16 protein-coding genes are annotated in these 16495 nt (G+C 38.9%); 15 read left to right on the top strand and 1 reads right to left on the bottom strand.

Translation table 11 applies throughout. The features are described from left to right. Positions 1–14 precede the first annotated feature (14 nt). Positions 15–668, top strand: a complete 654-nt coding sequence (locus ACXVYO_RS01910; RefSeq protein WP_458465891.1) for a DUF975 family protein — start codon at positions 15–17, stop codon at positions 666–668. 16 nt (positions 669–684) lie between these two features. Here ACXVYO_RS01910 and ACXVYO_RS01915 read toward each other — a convergent pair whose 3' ends face one another. Beyond that, the gene (locus ACXVYO_RS01915) at positions 685–3414 is read right to left on the bottom strand and encodes a putative bifunctional diguanylate cyclase/phosphodiesterase (RefSeq protein WP_458465892.1); all 2730 of its coding nucleotides are present in this window, start codon (positions 3412–3414) and stop codon (positions 685–687) included. 289 nt (positions 3415–3703) lie between these two features. Here ACXVYO_RS01915 and nuoA point away from each other — a divergent pair, with 289 nt between their 5' ends. The 14 genes from nuoA to murA all read left to right on the top strand — a co-directional run bounded on the left by nuoA (position 3704) and on the right by murA (position 16479). Beyond that, complete coding sequence (nuoA, locus tag ACXVYO_RS01920; protein WP_000179273.1) at positions 3704–4072, top strand: NADH-quinone oxidoreductase subunit NuoA; 369 nt, start codon at positions 3704–3706, stop codon at positions 4070–4072. Continuing rightward, entirely contained in the window at positions 4063–4581 is a 519-nt protein-coding gene (gene nuoB, locus ACXVYO_RS01925) for an NADH-quinone oxidoreductase subunit NuoB (protein ID WP_000236331.1), read from the top strand. The genes nuoA and nuoB overlap by 10 nt, the downstream gene beginning before the upstream one ends. Continuing rightward, positions 4578–5639, top strand: a complete 1062-nt coding sequence (locus ACXVYO_RS01930) for an NADH-quinone oxidoreductase subunit C (protein ID WP_458465893.1) — start codon at positions 4578–4580, stop codon at positions 5637–5639. The genes nuoB and ACXVYO_RS01930 overlap by 4 nt, the downstream gene beginning before the upstream one ends. A gap of 3 nt (positions 5640–5642) precedes the next feature. Further along, entirely contained in the window at positions 5643–6743 is a 1101-nt protein-coding gene (nuoD, locus tag ACXVYO_RS01935; protein WP_458465894.1) for an NADH-quinone oxidoreductase subunit NuoD, read from the top strand. Then, positions 6743–7744: an NADH-quinone oxidoreductase subunit NuoH gene (nuoH, locus tag ACXVYO_RS01940; RefSeq protein ID WP_000573437.1), complete on the top strand. Its 1002-nt coding sequence runs from the start codon at positions 6743–6745 to the stop codon at positions 7742–7744. Before nuoD ends, nuoH begins: the two co-directional genes overlap by 1 nt. 25 nt (positions 7745–7769) lie before the next feature. Further along, the gene (nuoI, locus tag ACXVYO_RS01945; RefSeq protein WP_000677191.1) at positions 7770–8189 is read left to right on the top strand and encodes an NADH-quinone oxidoreductase subunit NuoI; all 420 of its coding nucleotides are present in this window, start codon (positions 7770–7772) and stop codon (positions 8187–8189) included. Continuing rightward, positions 8186–8710, top strand: a complete 525-nt coding sequence (locus ACXVYO_RS01950) for an NADH-quinone oxidoreductase subunit J (protein WP_001012824.1) — start codon at positions 8186–8188, stop codon at positions 8708–8710. The genes nuoI and ACXVYO_RS01950 overlap by 4 nt, the downstream gene beginning before the upstream one ends. Continuing rightward, the gene (gene nuoK, locus ACXVYO_RS01955; RefSeq protein ID WP_000100078.1) at positions 8703–9017 is read left to right on the top strand and encodes an NADH-quinone oxidoreductase subunit NuoK; all 315 of its coding nucleotides are present in this window, start codon (positions 8703–8705) and stop codon (positions 9015–9017) included. The genes ACXVYO_RS01950 and nuoK overlap by 8 nt, the downstream gene beginning before the upstream one ends. A 29-nt stretch (positions 9018–9046) precedes the next feature. After that, positions 9047–10909, top strand: a complete 1863-nt coding sequence (gene nuoL, locus ACXVYO_RS01960) for an NADH-quinone oxidoreductase subunit L (RefSeq protein ID WP_458465895.1) — start codon at positions 9047–9049, stop codon at positions 10907–10909. Next, the gene (locus ACXVYO_RS01965; protein ID WP_458465896.1) at positions 10906–12408 is read left to right on the top strand and encodes an NADH-quinone oxidoreductase subunit M; all 1503 of its coding nucleotides are present in this window, start codon (positions 10906–10908) and stop codon (positions 12406–12408) included. Before nuoL ends, ACXVYO_RS01965 begins: the two co-directional genes overlap by 4 nt. 7 nt (positions 12409–12415) lie before the next feature. After that, a complete protein-coding gene (nuoN, locus tag ACXVYO_RS01970; protein ID WP_458465906.1) occupies positions 12416–13930 on the top strand; it encodes an NADH-quinone oxidoreductase subunit NuoN in 1515 nt (504 codons plus the stop codon). 212 nt (positions 13931–14142) lie between these two features. Next, entirely contained in the window at positions 14143–14379 is a 237-nt protein-coding gene (locus ACXVYO_RS01975; RefSeq protein ID WP_071724788.1) for a DUF1146 family protein, read from the top strand. 51 nt (positions 14380–14430) lie between these two features. Continuing rightward, positions 14431–15135 (top strand): YwmB family TATA-box binding protein, encoded by a 705-nt coding sequence (locus tag ACXVYO_RS01980; RefSeq protein ID WP_458465897.1) that lies wholly within the window; start codon positions 14431–14433, stop codon positions 15133–15135. 39 nt (positions 15136–15174) lie between these two features. Continuing rightward, on the top strand, positions 15175–16479 hold the full coding sequence (gene murA / locus ACXVYO_RS01985) for a UDP-N-acetylglucosamine 1-carboxyvinyltransferase (protein WP_000411269.1): 1305 nt from the start codon (positions 15175–15177) through the stop codon (positions 16477–16479). Positions 16480–16495 lie beyond the last annotated feature (16 nt).

Below are 16495 nucleotides of genomic sequence, written 5' to 3' on the forward strand. Positions count from 1 at the left end.
ATAGGAGGACGATTATGATTAGTGATTTAAAAGGAGAAGCGCTAGATTCATTAGAAGGGAAATGGGGATTAGCTGTCGGTGCAACACTACTGATTTCGATTCTTATTTCAGCTTTTAGTTTTAGTATTAATTTTATTTTCTCTCAGGTTTGGGATTGGAAAGAAGTAAATAGCTCACTTTCAGTAGACGTTATTTCAATATTGATGGTAGGTCCATTAACGCTAGGTGGTTATTATTTAGCACTACATATTCTTCGTGAGAAAGAAGCGCGTATTGGGCATATATTTAGATGGTTTACAGAAGGAAGTAAGTTTATTAAGTCATTTTTATTATATATAGTAGTGAACATTTATATTTTCTTATGGTTTTTACTATTTATTATTCCAGGCATTATTAAATCATTTTCTTATGCGATGACGTACTTTATTATAAATGATCACCCTGAGTATTCTATAAATCAAGCTATTACAGAAAGCCGTCGTATGATGGATGGGCATAAGATGGAGTATTTCATTTTATGTTTAAGTTTTATTGGCTGGTTTATATTAAGTTGTATTACACTCGGGATTGGATTCCTATGGCTAATTCCATATTTTTATACGACTTCAGCAGCTTTTTATGAAGAAATTGCAGAGGAATATTACGAGAAAAAAATTCCGACACTATAAAAACACCCAGTATGAGTTATTGGTTCATACTGGGTGTTTTTTGTAGAAATTTTATAAATTGATGACTAGTAAGTGGTTTACTGAAATAGTAACCTTGCATATATTTACAGTTGTTCTTTTGTAGAAACTTAAGTTGTTTTTCTGTTTCAATTCCTTCAGCAACAACAGAAAGGTTTAAAGTATTTGCAAGGGAAAGGATAGTGGAAACGATGGCTCTTTCCTCAGGCCGATGATCGGCTAGTTGGGTAAATTCTCTCGGTACTTTTAATGTATCGATAGGGAAAATTGATAAATAAGCGAGAGAAGAATAGCCGGTACCGAAGTCATCAATGGACGTTTGAATACCATATTCTTTTAATTGTTTTAGTATTGATAATGTTTCTTTTTCATCGATCATCGCGATGCGTTCTGTTAACTCAAGTGTTACGTATTTGGGATCGATGTTAAGGTCTGTTAGTATTTGTGAAATGTGTTTGATTAAATTATCTTGTTGGAACTCCTTTGCTGATAAGTTCACACTTATTTTTAAATCTTGGTAGCCAAAAGTATGCCATATTTTTAATTGGCGACAAGATTCTTTTAATACCCAATGACCGAGTGGAATAACTTGTGGAGTCTCCTCTACAATTGGAATGAACTCACATGGTGGAATGTCACCTAGGAGCGAGTGCTTCCAGCGTATTAATGCTTCAGCACCAATAATCTTTTTCGTCGTAATATCAATTTGTGGTTGATAGACGAGATAGAATTCTTCGTTTACTAAGGCGAGTGGTAAATCTTTTTCAATTCGAGCTTTTCGTTCCATTTTTTTATACAATTCTTTCGTGTACAGAGAGCTACCGTTTTTCCCTTTGTTTTTTGCTTCGTACATAGCCATATCGGCATGCTGCAAGATTGATAATGGATCTTCACCTGCTTCAGGATATATTGCAATCCCGATGCTTGGTGAGATTTTTAAATGTTGATTTTCAATTTCGAATGGTTCGTTCATGTCTGCTACAATTGCATCAGCTATTTTTTTTACATCTGGTCTTTTTTTATAATTCTCAATAAGGATTGTGAATTCATCCCCGGCTAATCGGGCAAGCTTCATATTTGGTGTTGCTATTCTTTCGAGTCTTTTTGCTACTGCAATTAATAGAAGGTCTCCAACTCTATGACCGAGGGTATCATTAATAACTTTAAAGCGGTCTAAGTCAAGAAACATAACAGCAAAAGGCCTTTTTGATATTTCGGATCGAGTAATTGCTTGTTCTACATATTGATGAAATGCGCGGCGATTTGCAAGCTCTGTTAAAGTATCATGATAGGCTAGAAAATTAATTTGCTCTTGTTGTTGTTTACTCTCCGTAATATCTTTAATCATTAAATAAACACCAGAAATATGATTCTTTAAAAAGATAGGAACAGCTGTAACATGCAAGTAGTAAATATCTCTATTCTTATGATACGCCCGTACTTCTAAAGAAATAGATTTCCCCTTTTTTACCCGATGAAAGGCATTGATGATTTCTTCCAAATCTTCTTCGTACATAAGTGAATAGTATGGTTGTTTTAATAATTCATTCGTTTGATAACCGAGTAAAGTAGTACCAGCGTTGTTCACATTGAGAAAATTACCGTACAAGTCTAATGTGAAAATTGGATCTGGATGATGCTCGTATAAAGATTTAAACATTTGTTGGTTATGATATAGTTCATTTTTTTGTTCTACTAAATCTTCTGTACGTAGTTCAATTTGTTTTTCGAGTTCGGAGTTGAATTGCATTTGGGCTAGTAATAATATTTTATTTTGTTTTCGAACTAAACTATGGCGTATGAGAACGAAGGAGAAAGTTATCATAAGCCCGATTACTACAATAGGTGCAAAAACATATTCAACTAATATAAAAACAATAAGCATGACTACAGAAATATAAGGTAATGATAATCTGATTGATTCCCCAAGTTTAGGGGTTAATAGTACTTGCTCTTGTCTTTCAGGTTCTTTTGTATGCAGAATACAGGCGATTGCTACTAGTACTAAGGTTACTTGATAGAGAGGAGTAACTGTAAACATAGAATACTCGGGTGTGAAGTATTTGATATAAGCATAAATCGCATCTGTAGTAGCATATAAAATTAAAGCACTGCCAAGAAGTGCACCAACTTTTTTGGATAATAAGGATAATGGCTTGAATAACAGATTGATTCCTATGAGAAAAAAGAGTAAATCGGCCATTGGATAGGTAAGTTGAACGAATATGTCGATATAGGATGTTGAAGAAACGTGAATGGTGCGTTCAATAAGTAAGTAGTAACTTAAAGTGAATTGTGCTGTAACAATAATACAAATATCACATATCATAAAAAGCTTTTCTAATAAATCGCGGTTATAGATGATTTCATATAGAAAGGCAAATGCAAAGCTAATTAAAAAAAGTAGATAAAAAAAATCGGACGCATCAACAAATGTATAGTAGTCCTTTAAAATTAAACGTTGATAGGCAACGACGATATCACCAATGAAATAAGAGAGAGCTCCAACACATAAAATGGTCCAAAATAAACGAGGTAATCCTTCTTTTTTATTTGAAAAATAAAGTATATAACTACAAGCGACAATATCAATGAATAAGGTACTCATTCCAATTAAAATTTGAAAAGGAAATGAGTATTCATATAGAAATGGCATTGCTACGTAATGAATCGCTACAGACAACAATATAATGCTTATAAGAATACTTACATGTGTTTGTTTCTTCATTTATCTCACCCACGGTATATACATATAAATTCCTCTTTTTCCTTTTTATTGTTTCTTGAAAAATATATATAATTTCTATACTTATTTTGCACAGGTATAGCGATTTATAAAAATAGATTTTAATAATTCTCGTTTCTGTCCCCAATATATCGACATAGGAATTTGAAGTTTGCTATAATGATTAAAATAGTTGCATTATTTAGAAAAATTTAAAAATAATAATTACTGCAACTAGGACATATTGTTTACTAAGTGAACTTGTTCTTAATTCAGGGGGGAGGGTTTCACAATGGCAAGTGTATATGAAAATAGTTATATGATCGTTTTGATTTTCTTGCTATTAGGCATATTGCTGCCGGTAGTGGCTCTTACATTAGGAAGGATGCTGCGTCCAAACAAACCAAGTGCAGCGAAAGCGACGACGTATGAGAGTGGGATTGAGCCTTTTCATGATGCGAATATTCGGTTTCATGCTCGTTATTATATTTTTGCTTTATTGTTTGTCATCTTTGATGTAGAAACTTTATTTTTATATCCATGGGCCGTCGCATATGACAAGCTCGGTTTATTTGCATTGATTGAAATGCTCATCTTTGTTGTAATGTTGCTAGTTGGATTAGCGTATGCTTGGAAAAAGAAGGTGTTACAATGGTTATAAATTTTGAGGAATTACATCCAAATGAACGAGCGGAATTAGAACGAAATATCTTTTTTTCTACATTGGAACAGTTGAAAGGATGGGCACGTAGCAACTCTTTATGGCCGATGACATTCGGACTAGCATGCTGTGCAATTGAAATGATGGGAGTAGGTTCATCACATTATGATTTAGATCGATTTGGGTCATTTTTTCGGACTTCACCAAGGCAATCGGACGTTATGATTGTGTCGGGAACGGTAACGAAGAAGATGGCTCCTATTGTTCGGCGTTTATACGATCAAATGCCTGAACCAAAATGGGTTATTGCAATGGGATCCTGTGCGACAGCAGGTGGTCCATATGTAAATTCATACGCTGTTGTGAAAGGTGTAGATCAAATCGTACCAGTTGACGTGTATATTCCTGGCTGCCCACCAAATCCTGCTGCCTTAATTTATGGAATTAATAAATTGAAAGAAAAAATTCGTTACGAGGCAAAGACGGGAAAGCAGGTGACGAATAAATGAGTGATCCAAACAAAGACTTAGAGGATTTGAAAAGAGAAGCGGCTAGGCGTGCGAAAGAAGAGGCAAGAAAGCGTCTTGTTGCGAAACATGATGCAGAAATAAGTAAACTTGAGGAAGAAAATCGAGAAAAAGAGAAAGCGCTACCAAAAGATAGTGAAATGACTTTGGAAGACGCAAAACGCCGTGCCGCCGCTACGGCAAAAGCAAAAGCTTCGGCGTTAGCGAAGCAAAAAAGAGAAGAAATAGAAGGAATACCGGAAGAAGAAAAGGCCAAAGCGAAGGCAAAGGCAGCCGCTGCGGCAAAAGCAAAAGCGGCAGCATTAGCGAAGCAAAAAAGAGGAGGAAGCGAAGAAGTAACGGAAGAGGACAAGGCAAAAGCGAAGGCAAAGGCCGTGGCGGTAGCAAAGGCAAAAGCAGCGGCTCTAGCGAAGCAGAAGGCCTCGCAAGGTGATGGGGATTCGGGAGATGAAAAGGCGAAGGCAATTGCAGCAGCGAAGGCAAAAGCGGCAGCGGCTGCAAGGGCGAAGATAAAGGGCACTGAAGGTAAGAAGGAAGAGGAACTGAAGCCGGAAGAGCCATCTGTGAATCGACCGTATTTAAATCAGTATGTTGAAGTTATTAAGGGGAAAGTAGGAGAGAATACATTAGTAGATTCCTACATTAATAAACTTTCAAAAGATGTACCAACTCTTGTGGTGGAGCCCTCAAAATATTATGAAGTGATGGAGTTACTGCGATTCCATGAGGGACTTGCTTTTGATTATATGTCAGAGTTACATGCGACAGATTTTGTGACACATATGGAAGTATATGTTCATTTATTTTCATATGGAAAGAAACAGTCAGTAGCGGTGAAGGTGAAGCTGGATAGGGAAGAGCCTCAAGTAGAATCGGTGACAGCGTTTTGGAAAGGCGCGGACTGGCCGGAGCGGGAAGCGTATGATTTGCTCGGCATTGTATTTAAGGGACATCCAAATTTATCACGTATTTTAATGCCAGATGATTGGATAGGGCATCCGCTTAGGAAAGATTATGAACCGTATGATGTGGAGGTGTAGCTTATGATCCGTACGGAAGAAATGCTTTTGAATGTAGGGCCTCAGCATCCGAGTACGCACGGTGTGTTCAGGCTTGTTATTAAGATTGATGGGGAAATTATTAAAGAAGCTACACCGGTTATTGGATATTTGCATCGCGGGACCGAAAAGATTGCTGAGAGCTTACAGTATACGCAAATTATCCCTTATACAGATCGAATGGACTATTTATCGGCCATGACGAATAATTATGTCATTTGCCATGCTGTAGAGACGATGATGGGGCTTGAAATACCGGAGCGGGCCGAATACTTGCGAGTACTTGCAATGGAGCTTGGAAGGATTGCGAGCCACCTCGTTTGGTGGGGGACGAATCTTCTTGATATAGGAGCGGTCAGCCCATTTTTGTACGCGTTTCGTGAACGAGAGATGATTATAAATTTATTAAATGAATTATGCGGTGCCCGGCTTACTTTTAATTATATGAGAGTCGGGGGTGTAAAGTGGGATGCGCCGGACGGTTGGATTGAAAAAGTGGAAGAGTTTGTTCCGTATATGAGAGAGCAATTGGCAGGTTATCATGATCTCGTTAGCGGTAATGAGATTTTCTTAAATCGTGTAAAAGGCGTTGGTATATATAGCGCGGAAGAAGCGATTTCGTATTCTTTAAGCGGAGCGAATTTGCGGTGTACCGGAGTAAACTGGGACCTTCGCAAGGATGAACCGTACTCTATTTATGATCGTTTTGATTTCGATATTCCTGTTGGGAGCCTGGGAGATGCTTGGGATCGTTACGTTTGCCGCATGGAGGAAATTGAGGAGTCATTAAAAATTGTTGAGCAAGCTGTTCAGCAGTTCCCGAAAGACGGAGCTGTGCTGGCGAAAGTGCCGAAAATCATTAAGGTGCCTAAAGGGGAAGCGTTTGTACGTATAGAATCACCGCGAGGAGAGATTGGTTGCTATATTGCTAGTGATGGAAAGAAAGAGCCGTACCGCTTAAAGTTTCGCAGACCGTCATTTTACAATTTGCAAATTTTACCGAAGTTATTGAAAGGTGAAAACATCGCCAATTTAATTACGATTTTAGGTGGAGTTGATATTGTACTTGGGGAGGTTGATGGCTAATGATTGAAACGCTCTTACAATCACCTTCAAGCTGGACGAATTTCTTCATTTTTTTCGGATTAGCGGTGCTTCTATTATTTGCAGTCCTTGGCTTCGTTACATATGGTATTTTGGCAGAACGGAAGGTAATGGGGTTTATGCAGGGGCGGATTGGACCCAATCAAGTTGGGGGCCGGTTCGGCTTACTGCAAACGGTAGCCGATGTTTTAAAACTATTACTGAAAGAAGATAGTATTCCGAAAGCGGCAGATAAACCGTTGTTTATATTAGCACCCGTTATTGCATTCGCACCGGCATTTATGGTGCTTGCAGTCATCCCGTTTACTGATAAATTTCAGTTTGCGGATATTGGCGTAGGCTTACTGTATTACATTGCTGTTTCTGGCATTACGACGATTGGTGTCGTGACCGGAGGATGGGCATCAAATAATAAATATTCCCTTTTAGGAGGGATGCGTGCGGCGGCGCAAATGATTTCTTATGAAATTCCGCTCGTAATGAGTGTAATTGGCGTTGTTTTGTTAGCTGGTAGTCTGAATTTAAATGAAATTGTAGCAGCGCAGGAGAATGTTTGGTACATTTTCGTGCAGCCAATCGGATTCGTCGTTTTCTTAATTGCGGCGGTAGCAGAGTTAAATAGGACGCCGTTTGATTTACCAGAAGCCGAGTCGGAACTTGTTTCTGGATATCATACGGAATACTCAGGATTTCGCTGGGCGTTTTTCATGCTTTCAGAGTACGTATATTTCTTCGGAATGGCATCTTTAATTACAGTGCTCTTTTTAGGTGGGTGGAATCCAGTCATGTTCCTTGGATTTATTCCAGGAGCTGTATGGTTTGCTTTGAAATTTAGCAGTGTAGTCTTTCTATTAATTTGGTTCCGCGTTACGTTCCCGCGTATAAGAGGTGACCAGTTAATGGAGTTTGGCTGGAAGGTATTATTGCCAATTGCACTTGCGAATATTTTCTTAACGGCATTGATTAAGGAGTTATTCTTCTAATCTATGAGGGGGGTGCCAGTAAGAGATGAAAGGACTATTTAAAGGATTAAAATATACATTAAGCAATTTGAGTAAGAAGAAGGTGACTTACGATTATCCGAATCAACCGTTGCCGTTGCCAGACCGCTTTCGAGGTATTCAAAAGTTTTATCCGGAAAAGTGCATTGTTTGTAACCAGTGCTCTAACATTTGTCCGACAGACTGTATTCAGTTAACAGGGAAAAAACATCCGGATCCTACGAAAAAAGGAAAAATTATCGACACGTACGATATTAATTTTGAAATTTGTATTCTGTGTGATTTATGTACAGAAGTTTGTCCGACAGAGGCGATTGTTATGACAAACAACTTTGAACTCGCGGAATATTCACGTGATGATTTATTTAAAAATTTGCAGTGGCTTGATGAAAACGACGAAAACGTCAGGAAGGAGAATAAAGCATGAATGGCGAGTTTGTAGCATTCTTCATACTATCCTTGTCTGCAATTATCGGCGGCGTTCTTATGTTGAATTTAACGAAAGTCATGCATATGATGCTAGCTCTCGTTCTGACATTTCTTAGTATCGCAGGTTTGTATTTTCTTTTATCGGCCGAATTTATCGGAGTTGCACAAATTTTACTTTACTCGGGTGCGATCACAATTATTATGATTTTTGGCATTATGTTAACACAACATAACGCAGAAAATGAATCACGTCTTACTCTTCGAAAGTGGATTATCTTCTTTGCGGTTGTAGCATTTGGGGCAGTTATGTATTTCGCTGTTAACAATATTGATTTTGCAAATGAAAGCACACAAGGAAGTTTACCTCTCCATGAAAAAAACACACTTCAAATCGGTACACTTCTCTATTCAAAATATATTATTCCATTTGAGTTAACCTCAGTTATTTTACTTGTAGCACTTGTTGGCGCGATTATACTTGCGAAGAAGGATGAGAAAGAGGAGGATTCCAATGAGTAGCGTTCCGGCTTCTGCATATTTAACGCTTGCAATTATTTTGTTTTGCATCGGTTTGTTTGGAGCTTTAACGAAGCGAAATACAGTGATTGTATTAGTTTGTATTGAATTAATGCTTAATGCGGCCAATTTAAATTTAGTAGCGTTTAGTAAATTAGGTTTGTTCCCAAATTTAACAGGGCAAATTTTCTCTCTGTTTACGATGGCTGTAGCGGCTGCGGAGGCGGCGGTAGGGCTCGCCATTTTAATTGCTCTGTATCGTAATCGTACGACGGTTCATGTAGATGAAATGGATACGCTCAAAGGATAACATTGTGACCGAAAAGGGGGAAGGAAACAATGATCGATTATGCATGGCTCATACCGCTTTTCCCGCTTGTTTCGTTTTTGTTATTACTTATATTCGGGAAGAAAATTAGAGAAGGAAGCAGTGTACTTAGTATTTTCCTCGTCTTTCTCTCCTTTATCATTGCGGTATTTGTATTAATAGAACGGTTTTCAACAGTACCAGTGAAGCATAAGTGGGTATGGCTTAGAACAGGAGATATTGATATATCATTTGGCTTTGAAGTGACAGCATTAGGAGCTTTAATGTTGTTTATCGTTACACTTGTGAGTTTACTTGTACATGTGTATTCGAAAGGTTATATGAAAGGCGAGGAAAGATTGCCAACCTTTTATGCCTATTTAGGGCTCTTTACATTTGCGATGCTCGGGCTCGTTATATCACCGAATTTACTACAGCTTTATATATTTTGGGAGTTAGTAGGTCTCGGTTCATTTTTACTCATCGGTTTTTATTTCTTTAAAGAAGAAGCAAAGGCTGCTGCGAAAAACGCTTTTATTATGACCCGTATTGGAGATGTCGGTTTATTTATTGGGATGATCTTAATTTTCTGGCATGCAGGTAGTTTTGAATATGATGCAATTTTTAGAGCGATTCATACAGGTGATCTTACCCCTACGATGATTACAATAACGGCGATCTTAATTTTTATTGGGGCAATGGGAAAATCAGGTCAGTTCCCGCTTCATACGTGGTTACCAGATGCAATGGAGGGGCCGACGCCTGTTTCGGCACTTATTCATGCGGCGACAATGGTCGCAGCTGGCGTATATTTAGTGGCGACGATGTTCCCGTTATTTTCAGCAAGTGCGGTGGCGATGCAGACGGTGGCAATTGTTGGAGCCTTCACTGCAATATTTGCGGCTTCCATCGGTCTTGTACAAACGGATATAAAGAGAGTACTTGCTTATTCTACAGTTAGCCAGCTCGGGTATATGATGCTTGCGTTAGGATCTGCTGGTTATGTAGCTGGGGTTTTCCATTTAACGACACACGCCTTTTTTAAAGCGCTACTATTTTTGGCGGCAGGAAGTGTCATTCATGCAGTGCATACGCAAAACATTAATAAAATGGGCGGTTTACAGAAGAAGATGAAAGTAACGGGTGCACTATTTTTAATCGGTACTCTTGCAATTAGTGGTGTGCCACTCCTTTCCGGTTTCTTTAGTAAAGATGAAATTTTAGCGGCGGCTTGGATGAATGGCAATTATGTTTTATTCATATTAGCAGTCATTGCAGCATTTTTAACAGCATTCTACATGTTCCGGCTATACTTCCTTGTCTTTACTGGGGAAGCGAAGACGAAGGAAGATGTGCATGAATCGCCACGCGTTATGACGTATCCGATGATTGTCCTCGGCGTCCTCGCGGTAGTGGCAGGTTATATGAATACACCATGGTTTGGGACATTTCTAGGAGATTGGCTTACGAAAGATGTAGCATTTAAAGCGCGAGAGGTACACGGACCAGTTTGGATTATGATCGTAGCGACGCTCGTTTCATTTGCAGGAATCGCTCTCGCATATTTCATATATGGTAAGAAATCTATTTCTAGAGATTGGGCTGGTGGCGAGGGAACACCTCTTTATAACGTTTTGAAAGAGAAATATTATGTGGATGAACTATACAATATGACGGTGCGCCCTATTACGAAGGGAATCGCTCATGTGCTTCGCTTATTTGAGGTGTATGTAGTCGAAGGAATTGCTGTTTTAATAGGGAGTCTAGTTAAAGGGATAAGCGGACTCGGTTCTAGACTCCAAAATGGAAATGTACAAGTGTACGGCACTGTAACAGCTGTTTCGCTTGCAGTACTCGTCATTATTTTGCTCTATACGGGAGGGGATTTACGATGAATGATTTGTTATTAACGTTCTTCATTTTTTCCCCGCTTTTAGGAATTCTTTTACTTGTATTAACACCGAAAAAAGAATCACGTACAGTGCGAGCGCTTGGTTTATTTGGGACGGCGCTTCCATTTGGAATTGCTATCGTCCTCGCTTGTACATATGCTTCTGGAAAGAGTTTGTCGCTATTCGATGAAAAAGTGAAATGGATTAAATTTGGGGATTTTGCAGCGGTGGATAAAAGATGGTTTTCCATTTATTACGAGCTTGGTATTGATGGTTTATCGCTCGTTATGATGGTGCTGACGGCCCTTCTAGCGATGCTTGCAGCAATTGCGGCATTTACTATTAAAAGGAACTTAAAAGCCTTTTATATACTGCTACTCATGCTAGAAATAGGGATGCTCGGCGTATTCGCTGCTCAAAATTTAATGTTGTTCTTTATCTTCTTTGAAATTACATTGCCGCCAATGTTTTTATTAATTGGGAAGTGGGGGAAATTGTCGAGTGAAAAGGCTGCTTATAGTTATTTAATATATAACGGTATCGGCTCCGCTATTTTACTCATCGTTTTCTCGGTTTTATTTGCAAAAACAGGTACAACAAATATTACAGAGCTTAAAGAAATATTAACGAGTGTAGGTGCTGGGGGAGGAATGGCTGTCTCAAGTAGCTTACAGTTCGGTTTGTTTCTTGCCATAATGATCGCTTTTGCGATTAAACTACCCGTTTTCCCGTTACATCGCTGGATGGTTAATGTGCATATTGAAGCGCATCCAGCTGTAGTTATGCTTCATGCGGGCGTTTTACTGAAGATTGGAGCATACGGTATGATTCGTTTCGGAAAAGGGCTATTCCCGGAATACTTTCGCGAGTTTGCAACGCTCATTGCGATTTTGGGAGTTATTAATTTATTGTACGGAGCCTTCTTAGCGCTCATCCAAACGGACTTTCGGAAGGTGCTTGCTTACTCTAGTATTTCGCATATGGGCATTGTATTAATGGGCCTTGCGGCGTTAAATGCACCAGGTACACAAGGGGCGCTATTCCAAGTTGTCTCGCACGGTTTAATTGCAGCCTTACTCTTCTTCTTACTTGGCGTTATAGAACAGCGCTTTGGAACGTCGGATATTACAGCACTTGGCGGACTCGCAAAAAGTGTCCCGGTACTTAGCGGATTCTTCTTAGCGGGAGGAATGGCATCGCTTGGATTACCAGGAATGTCTGGATTTGTTAGCGAGTTTCTTGCCTTTCTCGGTTTATTCCAAGGAGAGCCGGTCATTGCGGCAGTCGGTGTACTCGGCATCATTTTAACCGCTGTATACGTATTAAGAGCAACACTGCAAGTAACATTTGGTAAGAAAGAGTGGGAAGCGAAAGCTGATATACACGGGTGGGAGTATGTCCCTATATTGCTACTTATCTTCTGCATTATTGCAATTGGAGTAATGCCAGAAATACTAGGGGATCCGCTTCAAAATACATTGAAAACATTGGGGGTGAAGTAGGATGGATATGAATACGTTACTTAGCTTGTCATGGCATCTCATGGTGCCAGAATTCATAATTCTCGGAGCGGCCATCCTTCTTTCCATATGTGATTTGTTTTTTAAGTTGAACCATAGATATGTAGCGCTTAGTGCAATCGCAGCTGTCATATTAGCAATCGTGTCATTAATTACGCTATATGGTGAACCGACAGGAGATATTTTAAACGGATCGTTCGTGTTAGATGGGTTTTCAAAAGGGTTCAAAACGTTGTTGTTAGGCGGAGCAGCTCTTATCTTATGCACCGCAATGAGCGATGATAAGAAGAATCCCATTGAAGATAAGGGAGAATATTATTACTTATTTTTAATGGCACTTCTTGGGGCTATGTTTATGGCTTCTAGTGTCGACTTCATTACACTTTTCGTCGGTTTAGAATTGCTTTCACTTTCTTCATATATTTTAGTAGGAATACGAAAAAAGAACCGTGCATCAAACGAGGCGGCCATGAAATATGTCATTAACGGAGGGATTGGAACGGCAATTACGCTCTTTGGAATGAGTTATTTATACGGTATTACAGGATCAACTAATATCGTGGATATGCAAAAAGTATTCGCAGGGGAGCTTGCTGGTGGTATTCAGTTATTGTTAGCTCTCGCATTTCTACTATTACTCGTTGGACTCTCGTTTAAAATTGCGACGGTGCCGTTTCATATGTGGGCACCAGATGTGTATGAGGGAGCGGCTACGCCTGTTACTGCTTTTCTTGGAACGATTTCTAAAATTGCTGGATTCTTACTCATTATTCGTCTGTTTCTCATGGTTTTTGCAAGTGTATCGGTGCAAGGAGACATGCAATCTTTATACGGACGTATGAGCATATACATTGCGGTACTAGCGAGTATTACGATGATTATTGGAAATGTAGTAGCGTTAAAGCAATATAACGTAAAACGCCTATTTGCCTATTCGGGAATCGCACATGCGGGGTATTTACTCGTTCCGCTTGTAGCACTATCACCATTTACGATGGATAGCATGTGGTTTTACATGCTTGCGTATATGCTTATGAATATAGGCGCGTTTGCAATTATCCACGGCTTAATCTTACAAAGCGACAAAGAAAACATTACGATTTTCACCGGATTATATAAAAGGTCGCCATTTACAGCGATAGTGATGACGATTTTTATTTTATCGTTGGCCGGAATACCAGGAACAGCTGGTTTCATCGGGAAAATTAACATCTTTTTAGGTGCACTGCATGTAGAGCCAGCTCATTACGTACTAGCTTCTATTATGATGGGGACGACAGTCATTTCATTCGTATATTATTTCCGTATTCTACAGCAAATGTTTTTCCGGACGGGAGAAATGGAAGAGAAATTTCATTTGCCATTCAATATAAAGGTTGTTATGAGCCTTTGTGCAATTTCGATTGTAATACTAGGGATTATGCCGATGATCGGATACAATTTCTTTTATGAATATTTTCCATTAATGAAGGATTTCTTCTTCCTAGGGAACGTGGTACAATAGTGAAAATAAAAGGTGTGGAGTTGTTACTCTGCGCTTTTTATTTTGTGTGAACTACAATTGAAAATGCATGTAGGTATACGTTTTTTAAGAGTAAATTACGATGTGAAATGTAAGATGCTTATTTGTATTTGAAAAAGTGTGGCTCCTACTTATTATGGTATCGTTTTTATAGTATTTCGTAAGTAGTAGCTGGGTAAAAAGGGGTCGATTTTTTGGCACATCTTTTAGGGCAACAAGCACTGATTGCCATCGTTTCGCATTTATTGTTTATTACCATTACGTGGTGGGCCTTACAAGGTATTCACATTGAGCGTTTAATGAAGCCTGGAAAGGTGATGCAGACGCGAGTATTACTCATCCTAATTACAATTACAATTGGGACCTCTGTAAGTAACTTTTTCCTTGATTATTTAGGCTATTCAAAGAGTTTAACGTATTTAGTAAAGTAAGTGTATAGAACCTCATATCTCCGTTAACAATGGGGATAGGAGGGGATGAAATTGAAGCTTAAAGCCATTCTTATTGTTGTGATAAGTGTTGTTTTATTTTTGGTTGGATATAGAGAAATGAAACCGATCAGTGATGAACAGAAAATGGAGAGCATGATTGCAACTTTAGAGAAAAATAATGCTAAAGTAGAGAAGTGGTCATGGTTAGCGCGAGAAACAAAAACAATTTCTAATATACATACGTTTCAAAAGTTGTTAAACGATGTGAAGGACAAGGCGAATATTCAAAGGTGGGAATTAGAGCAATCTCCAGATGGATATAAAGCTACATCCTATAAAAAGTTTTCTTCTTATGAAGAACGAGTAGTAGTAACATGGAGTAAGGAAAATACTAAAGAAAACACTTTCATTATTTTTGAAGTAAGTGGGGCGAAATGGGACCCGAAGTACATTCAGAAAACAAATAAAATTTTTAGTGAAAAACCTATAATTTACACTTGTGTTCAAGGTGTACTGAATGATAAGATTGAAGGTGTTTTGCAAAATAAAACCAATCAGGTTTTGAAAGATCTTTCAGCAAGAGCGATCGAACAGATAGAAGAAAGAGCATTTGTGTCAGTCTCCGCATACAATAAAAAGTGGGATGACGCTCTTTCAACAAATAGAGAGAAAATAAATGTGCAAATAGCAATACGTTCTACAGACAACAAAGATACAATTGTGGTTGGCACACCGATCATAACTTCTGAGTATTGAGTGAATAGATACTGAAAAAAGGACACGGAGGGGAATAATTTGGAAAAGATCATCGTCCGTGGCGGAAAGCGGTTAAACGGCACAGTGCGTGTTGAGGGCGCAAAAAATGCTGTATTACCTATAATCGCTGCAGCCCTATTAGCGAGTGATGGAAAGAATGTACTATCTGAAGTACCAGTTTTGTCTGATGTATACACAATTAATGAGGTATTACGTCATTTAAATGCTGAAGTCGTATTTGAAAATAACCAAGTAACAATCGATGCTTCTAAAGAACTAAACATCGAAGCACCATTTGAATATGTACGTAAAATGCGTGCATCTGTTCAAGTAATGGGACCATTACTTGCGCGTAACGGTCGTGCTCGTATTGCACTTCCTGGTGGATGTGCAATTGGTTCACGTCCAATTGACCAACATTTAAAAGGCTTCGAAGCAATGGGAGCAAAAGTACAGGTTGGTAATGGTTTTGTTGAGGCATACGTTGAGGGAGAACTAAAAGGAGCTAAAATTTATTTAGACTTCCCAAGCGTGGGCGCGACAGAAAACATTATGTCTGCAGCTACATTAGCAAAAGGGACAACAATCCTTGAAAACGCAGCGAAAGAACCAGAAATCGTTGACTTAGCGAACTTCTTAAATGCGATGGGAGCGAAAGTACGCGGAGCTGGAACTGGAACGATTCGTATCGAAGGCGTTGATAAATTATATGGTGGAAACCACTCTATTATTCCTGACCGTATTGAAGCGGGAACATTCATGGTTGCAGCGGCAATTACTGGTGGAGACATCTTAATTGAAAATGCTGTACCTGAACACTTACGCTCAATTACAGCGAAAATGGAAGAAATGGGTGTTAAAGTTATTGAGGAAAATGAAGGTGTACGTGTTATCGGCCCAGATAAGTTAAAAGCGGTTGATATTAAAACTATGCCTCACCCAGGTTTCCCAACAGACATGCAATCACAAATGATGGCATTATTACTACAAGCTGATGGAACAAGTATGATTACAGAAACGGTATTCGAAAACCGCTTTATGCACGTTGAAGAATTCCGTCGTATGAATGCTGATATTAAAATCGAAGGTCGTTCTGTTATTATGAACGGTCCAAACAGCTTACAAGGTGCTGAAGTAGGCGCAACTGATTTACGTGCTGCTGCTGCATTAATCTTAGCTGGTTTAGTATCTGAAGGTTACACTCGTGTAACTGAGTTAAAGCATCTTGACCGTGGTTATGTAGATTTCCATAAGAAATTAGCTGCATTAGGTGCAACTATTGAACGTGTAAACGAAAAAGTAGAAGAAGTGAAAGAACAAGAAGTTTCTGATCTTCACGCTTAATTGAAATAGTCTCTAC

The organism is Bacillus sp. BC08 (genome assembly GCF_054326875.1).

Excerpts from the sequence above, each read along its gene's own strand:
- ACXVYO_RS01910 (WP_458465891.1), top strand. The coding sequence starts at position 15 with ATGATTAGTGATTTAAAAGGAGAAGCGCTAGATTCATTAGAAGGGAAA.
- ACXVYO_RS01915 (WP_458465892.1), bottom strand. The coding sequence starts at position 3,414 with ATGAAGAAACAAACACATGTAAGTATTCTTATAAGCATTATATTGTTG.
- nuoA (WP_000179273.1), top strand. The coding sequence starts at position 3,704 with ATGGCAAGTGTATATGAAAATAGTTATATGATCGTTTTGATTTTCTTG.
- nuoB (WP_000236331.1), top strand. The coding sequence starts at position 4,063 with ATGGTTATAAATTTTGAGGAATTACATCCAAATGAACGAGCGGAATTA.
- ACXVYO_RS01930 (WP_458465893.1), top strand. The coding sequence starts at position 4,578 with ATGAGTGATCCAAACAAAGACTTAGAGGATTTGAAAAGAGAAGCGGCT.
- nuoD (WP_458465894.1), top strand. The coding sequence starts at position 5,643 with ATGATCCGTACGGAAGAAATGCTTTTGAATGTAGGGCCTCAGCATCCG.
- nuoH (WP_000573437.1), top strand. The coding sequence starts at position 6,743 with ATGATTGAAACGCTCTTACAATCACCTTCAAGCTGGACGAATTTCTTC.
- nuoI (WP_000677191.1), top strand. The coding sequence starts at position 7,770 with ATGAAAGGACTATTTAAAGGATTAAAATATACATTAAGCAATTTGAGT.
- ACXVYO_RS01950 (WP_001012824.1), top strand. The coding sequence starts at position 8,186 with ATGAATGGCGAGTTTGTAGCATTCTTCATACTATCCTTGTCTGCAATT.
- nuoK (WP_000100078.1), top strand. The coding sequence starts at position 8,703 with ATGAGTAGCGTTCCGGCTTCTGCATATTTAACGCTTGCAATTATTTTG.
- nuoL (WP_458465895.1), top strand. The coding sequence starts at position 9,047 with ATGATCGATTATGCATGGCTCATACCGCTTTTCCCGCTTGTTTCGTTT.
- ACXVYO_RS01965 (WP_458465896.1), top strand. The coding sequence starts at position 10,906 with ATGAATGATTTGTTATTAACGTTCTTCATTTTTTCCCCGCTTTTAGGA.
- nuoN (WP_458465906.1), top strand. The coding sequence starts at position 12,416 with ATGAATACGTTACTTAGCTTGTCATGGCATCTCATGGTGCCAGAATTC.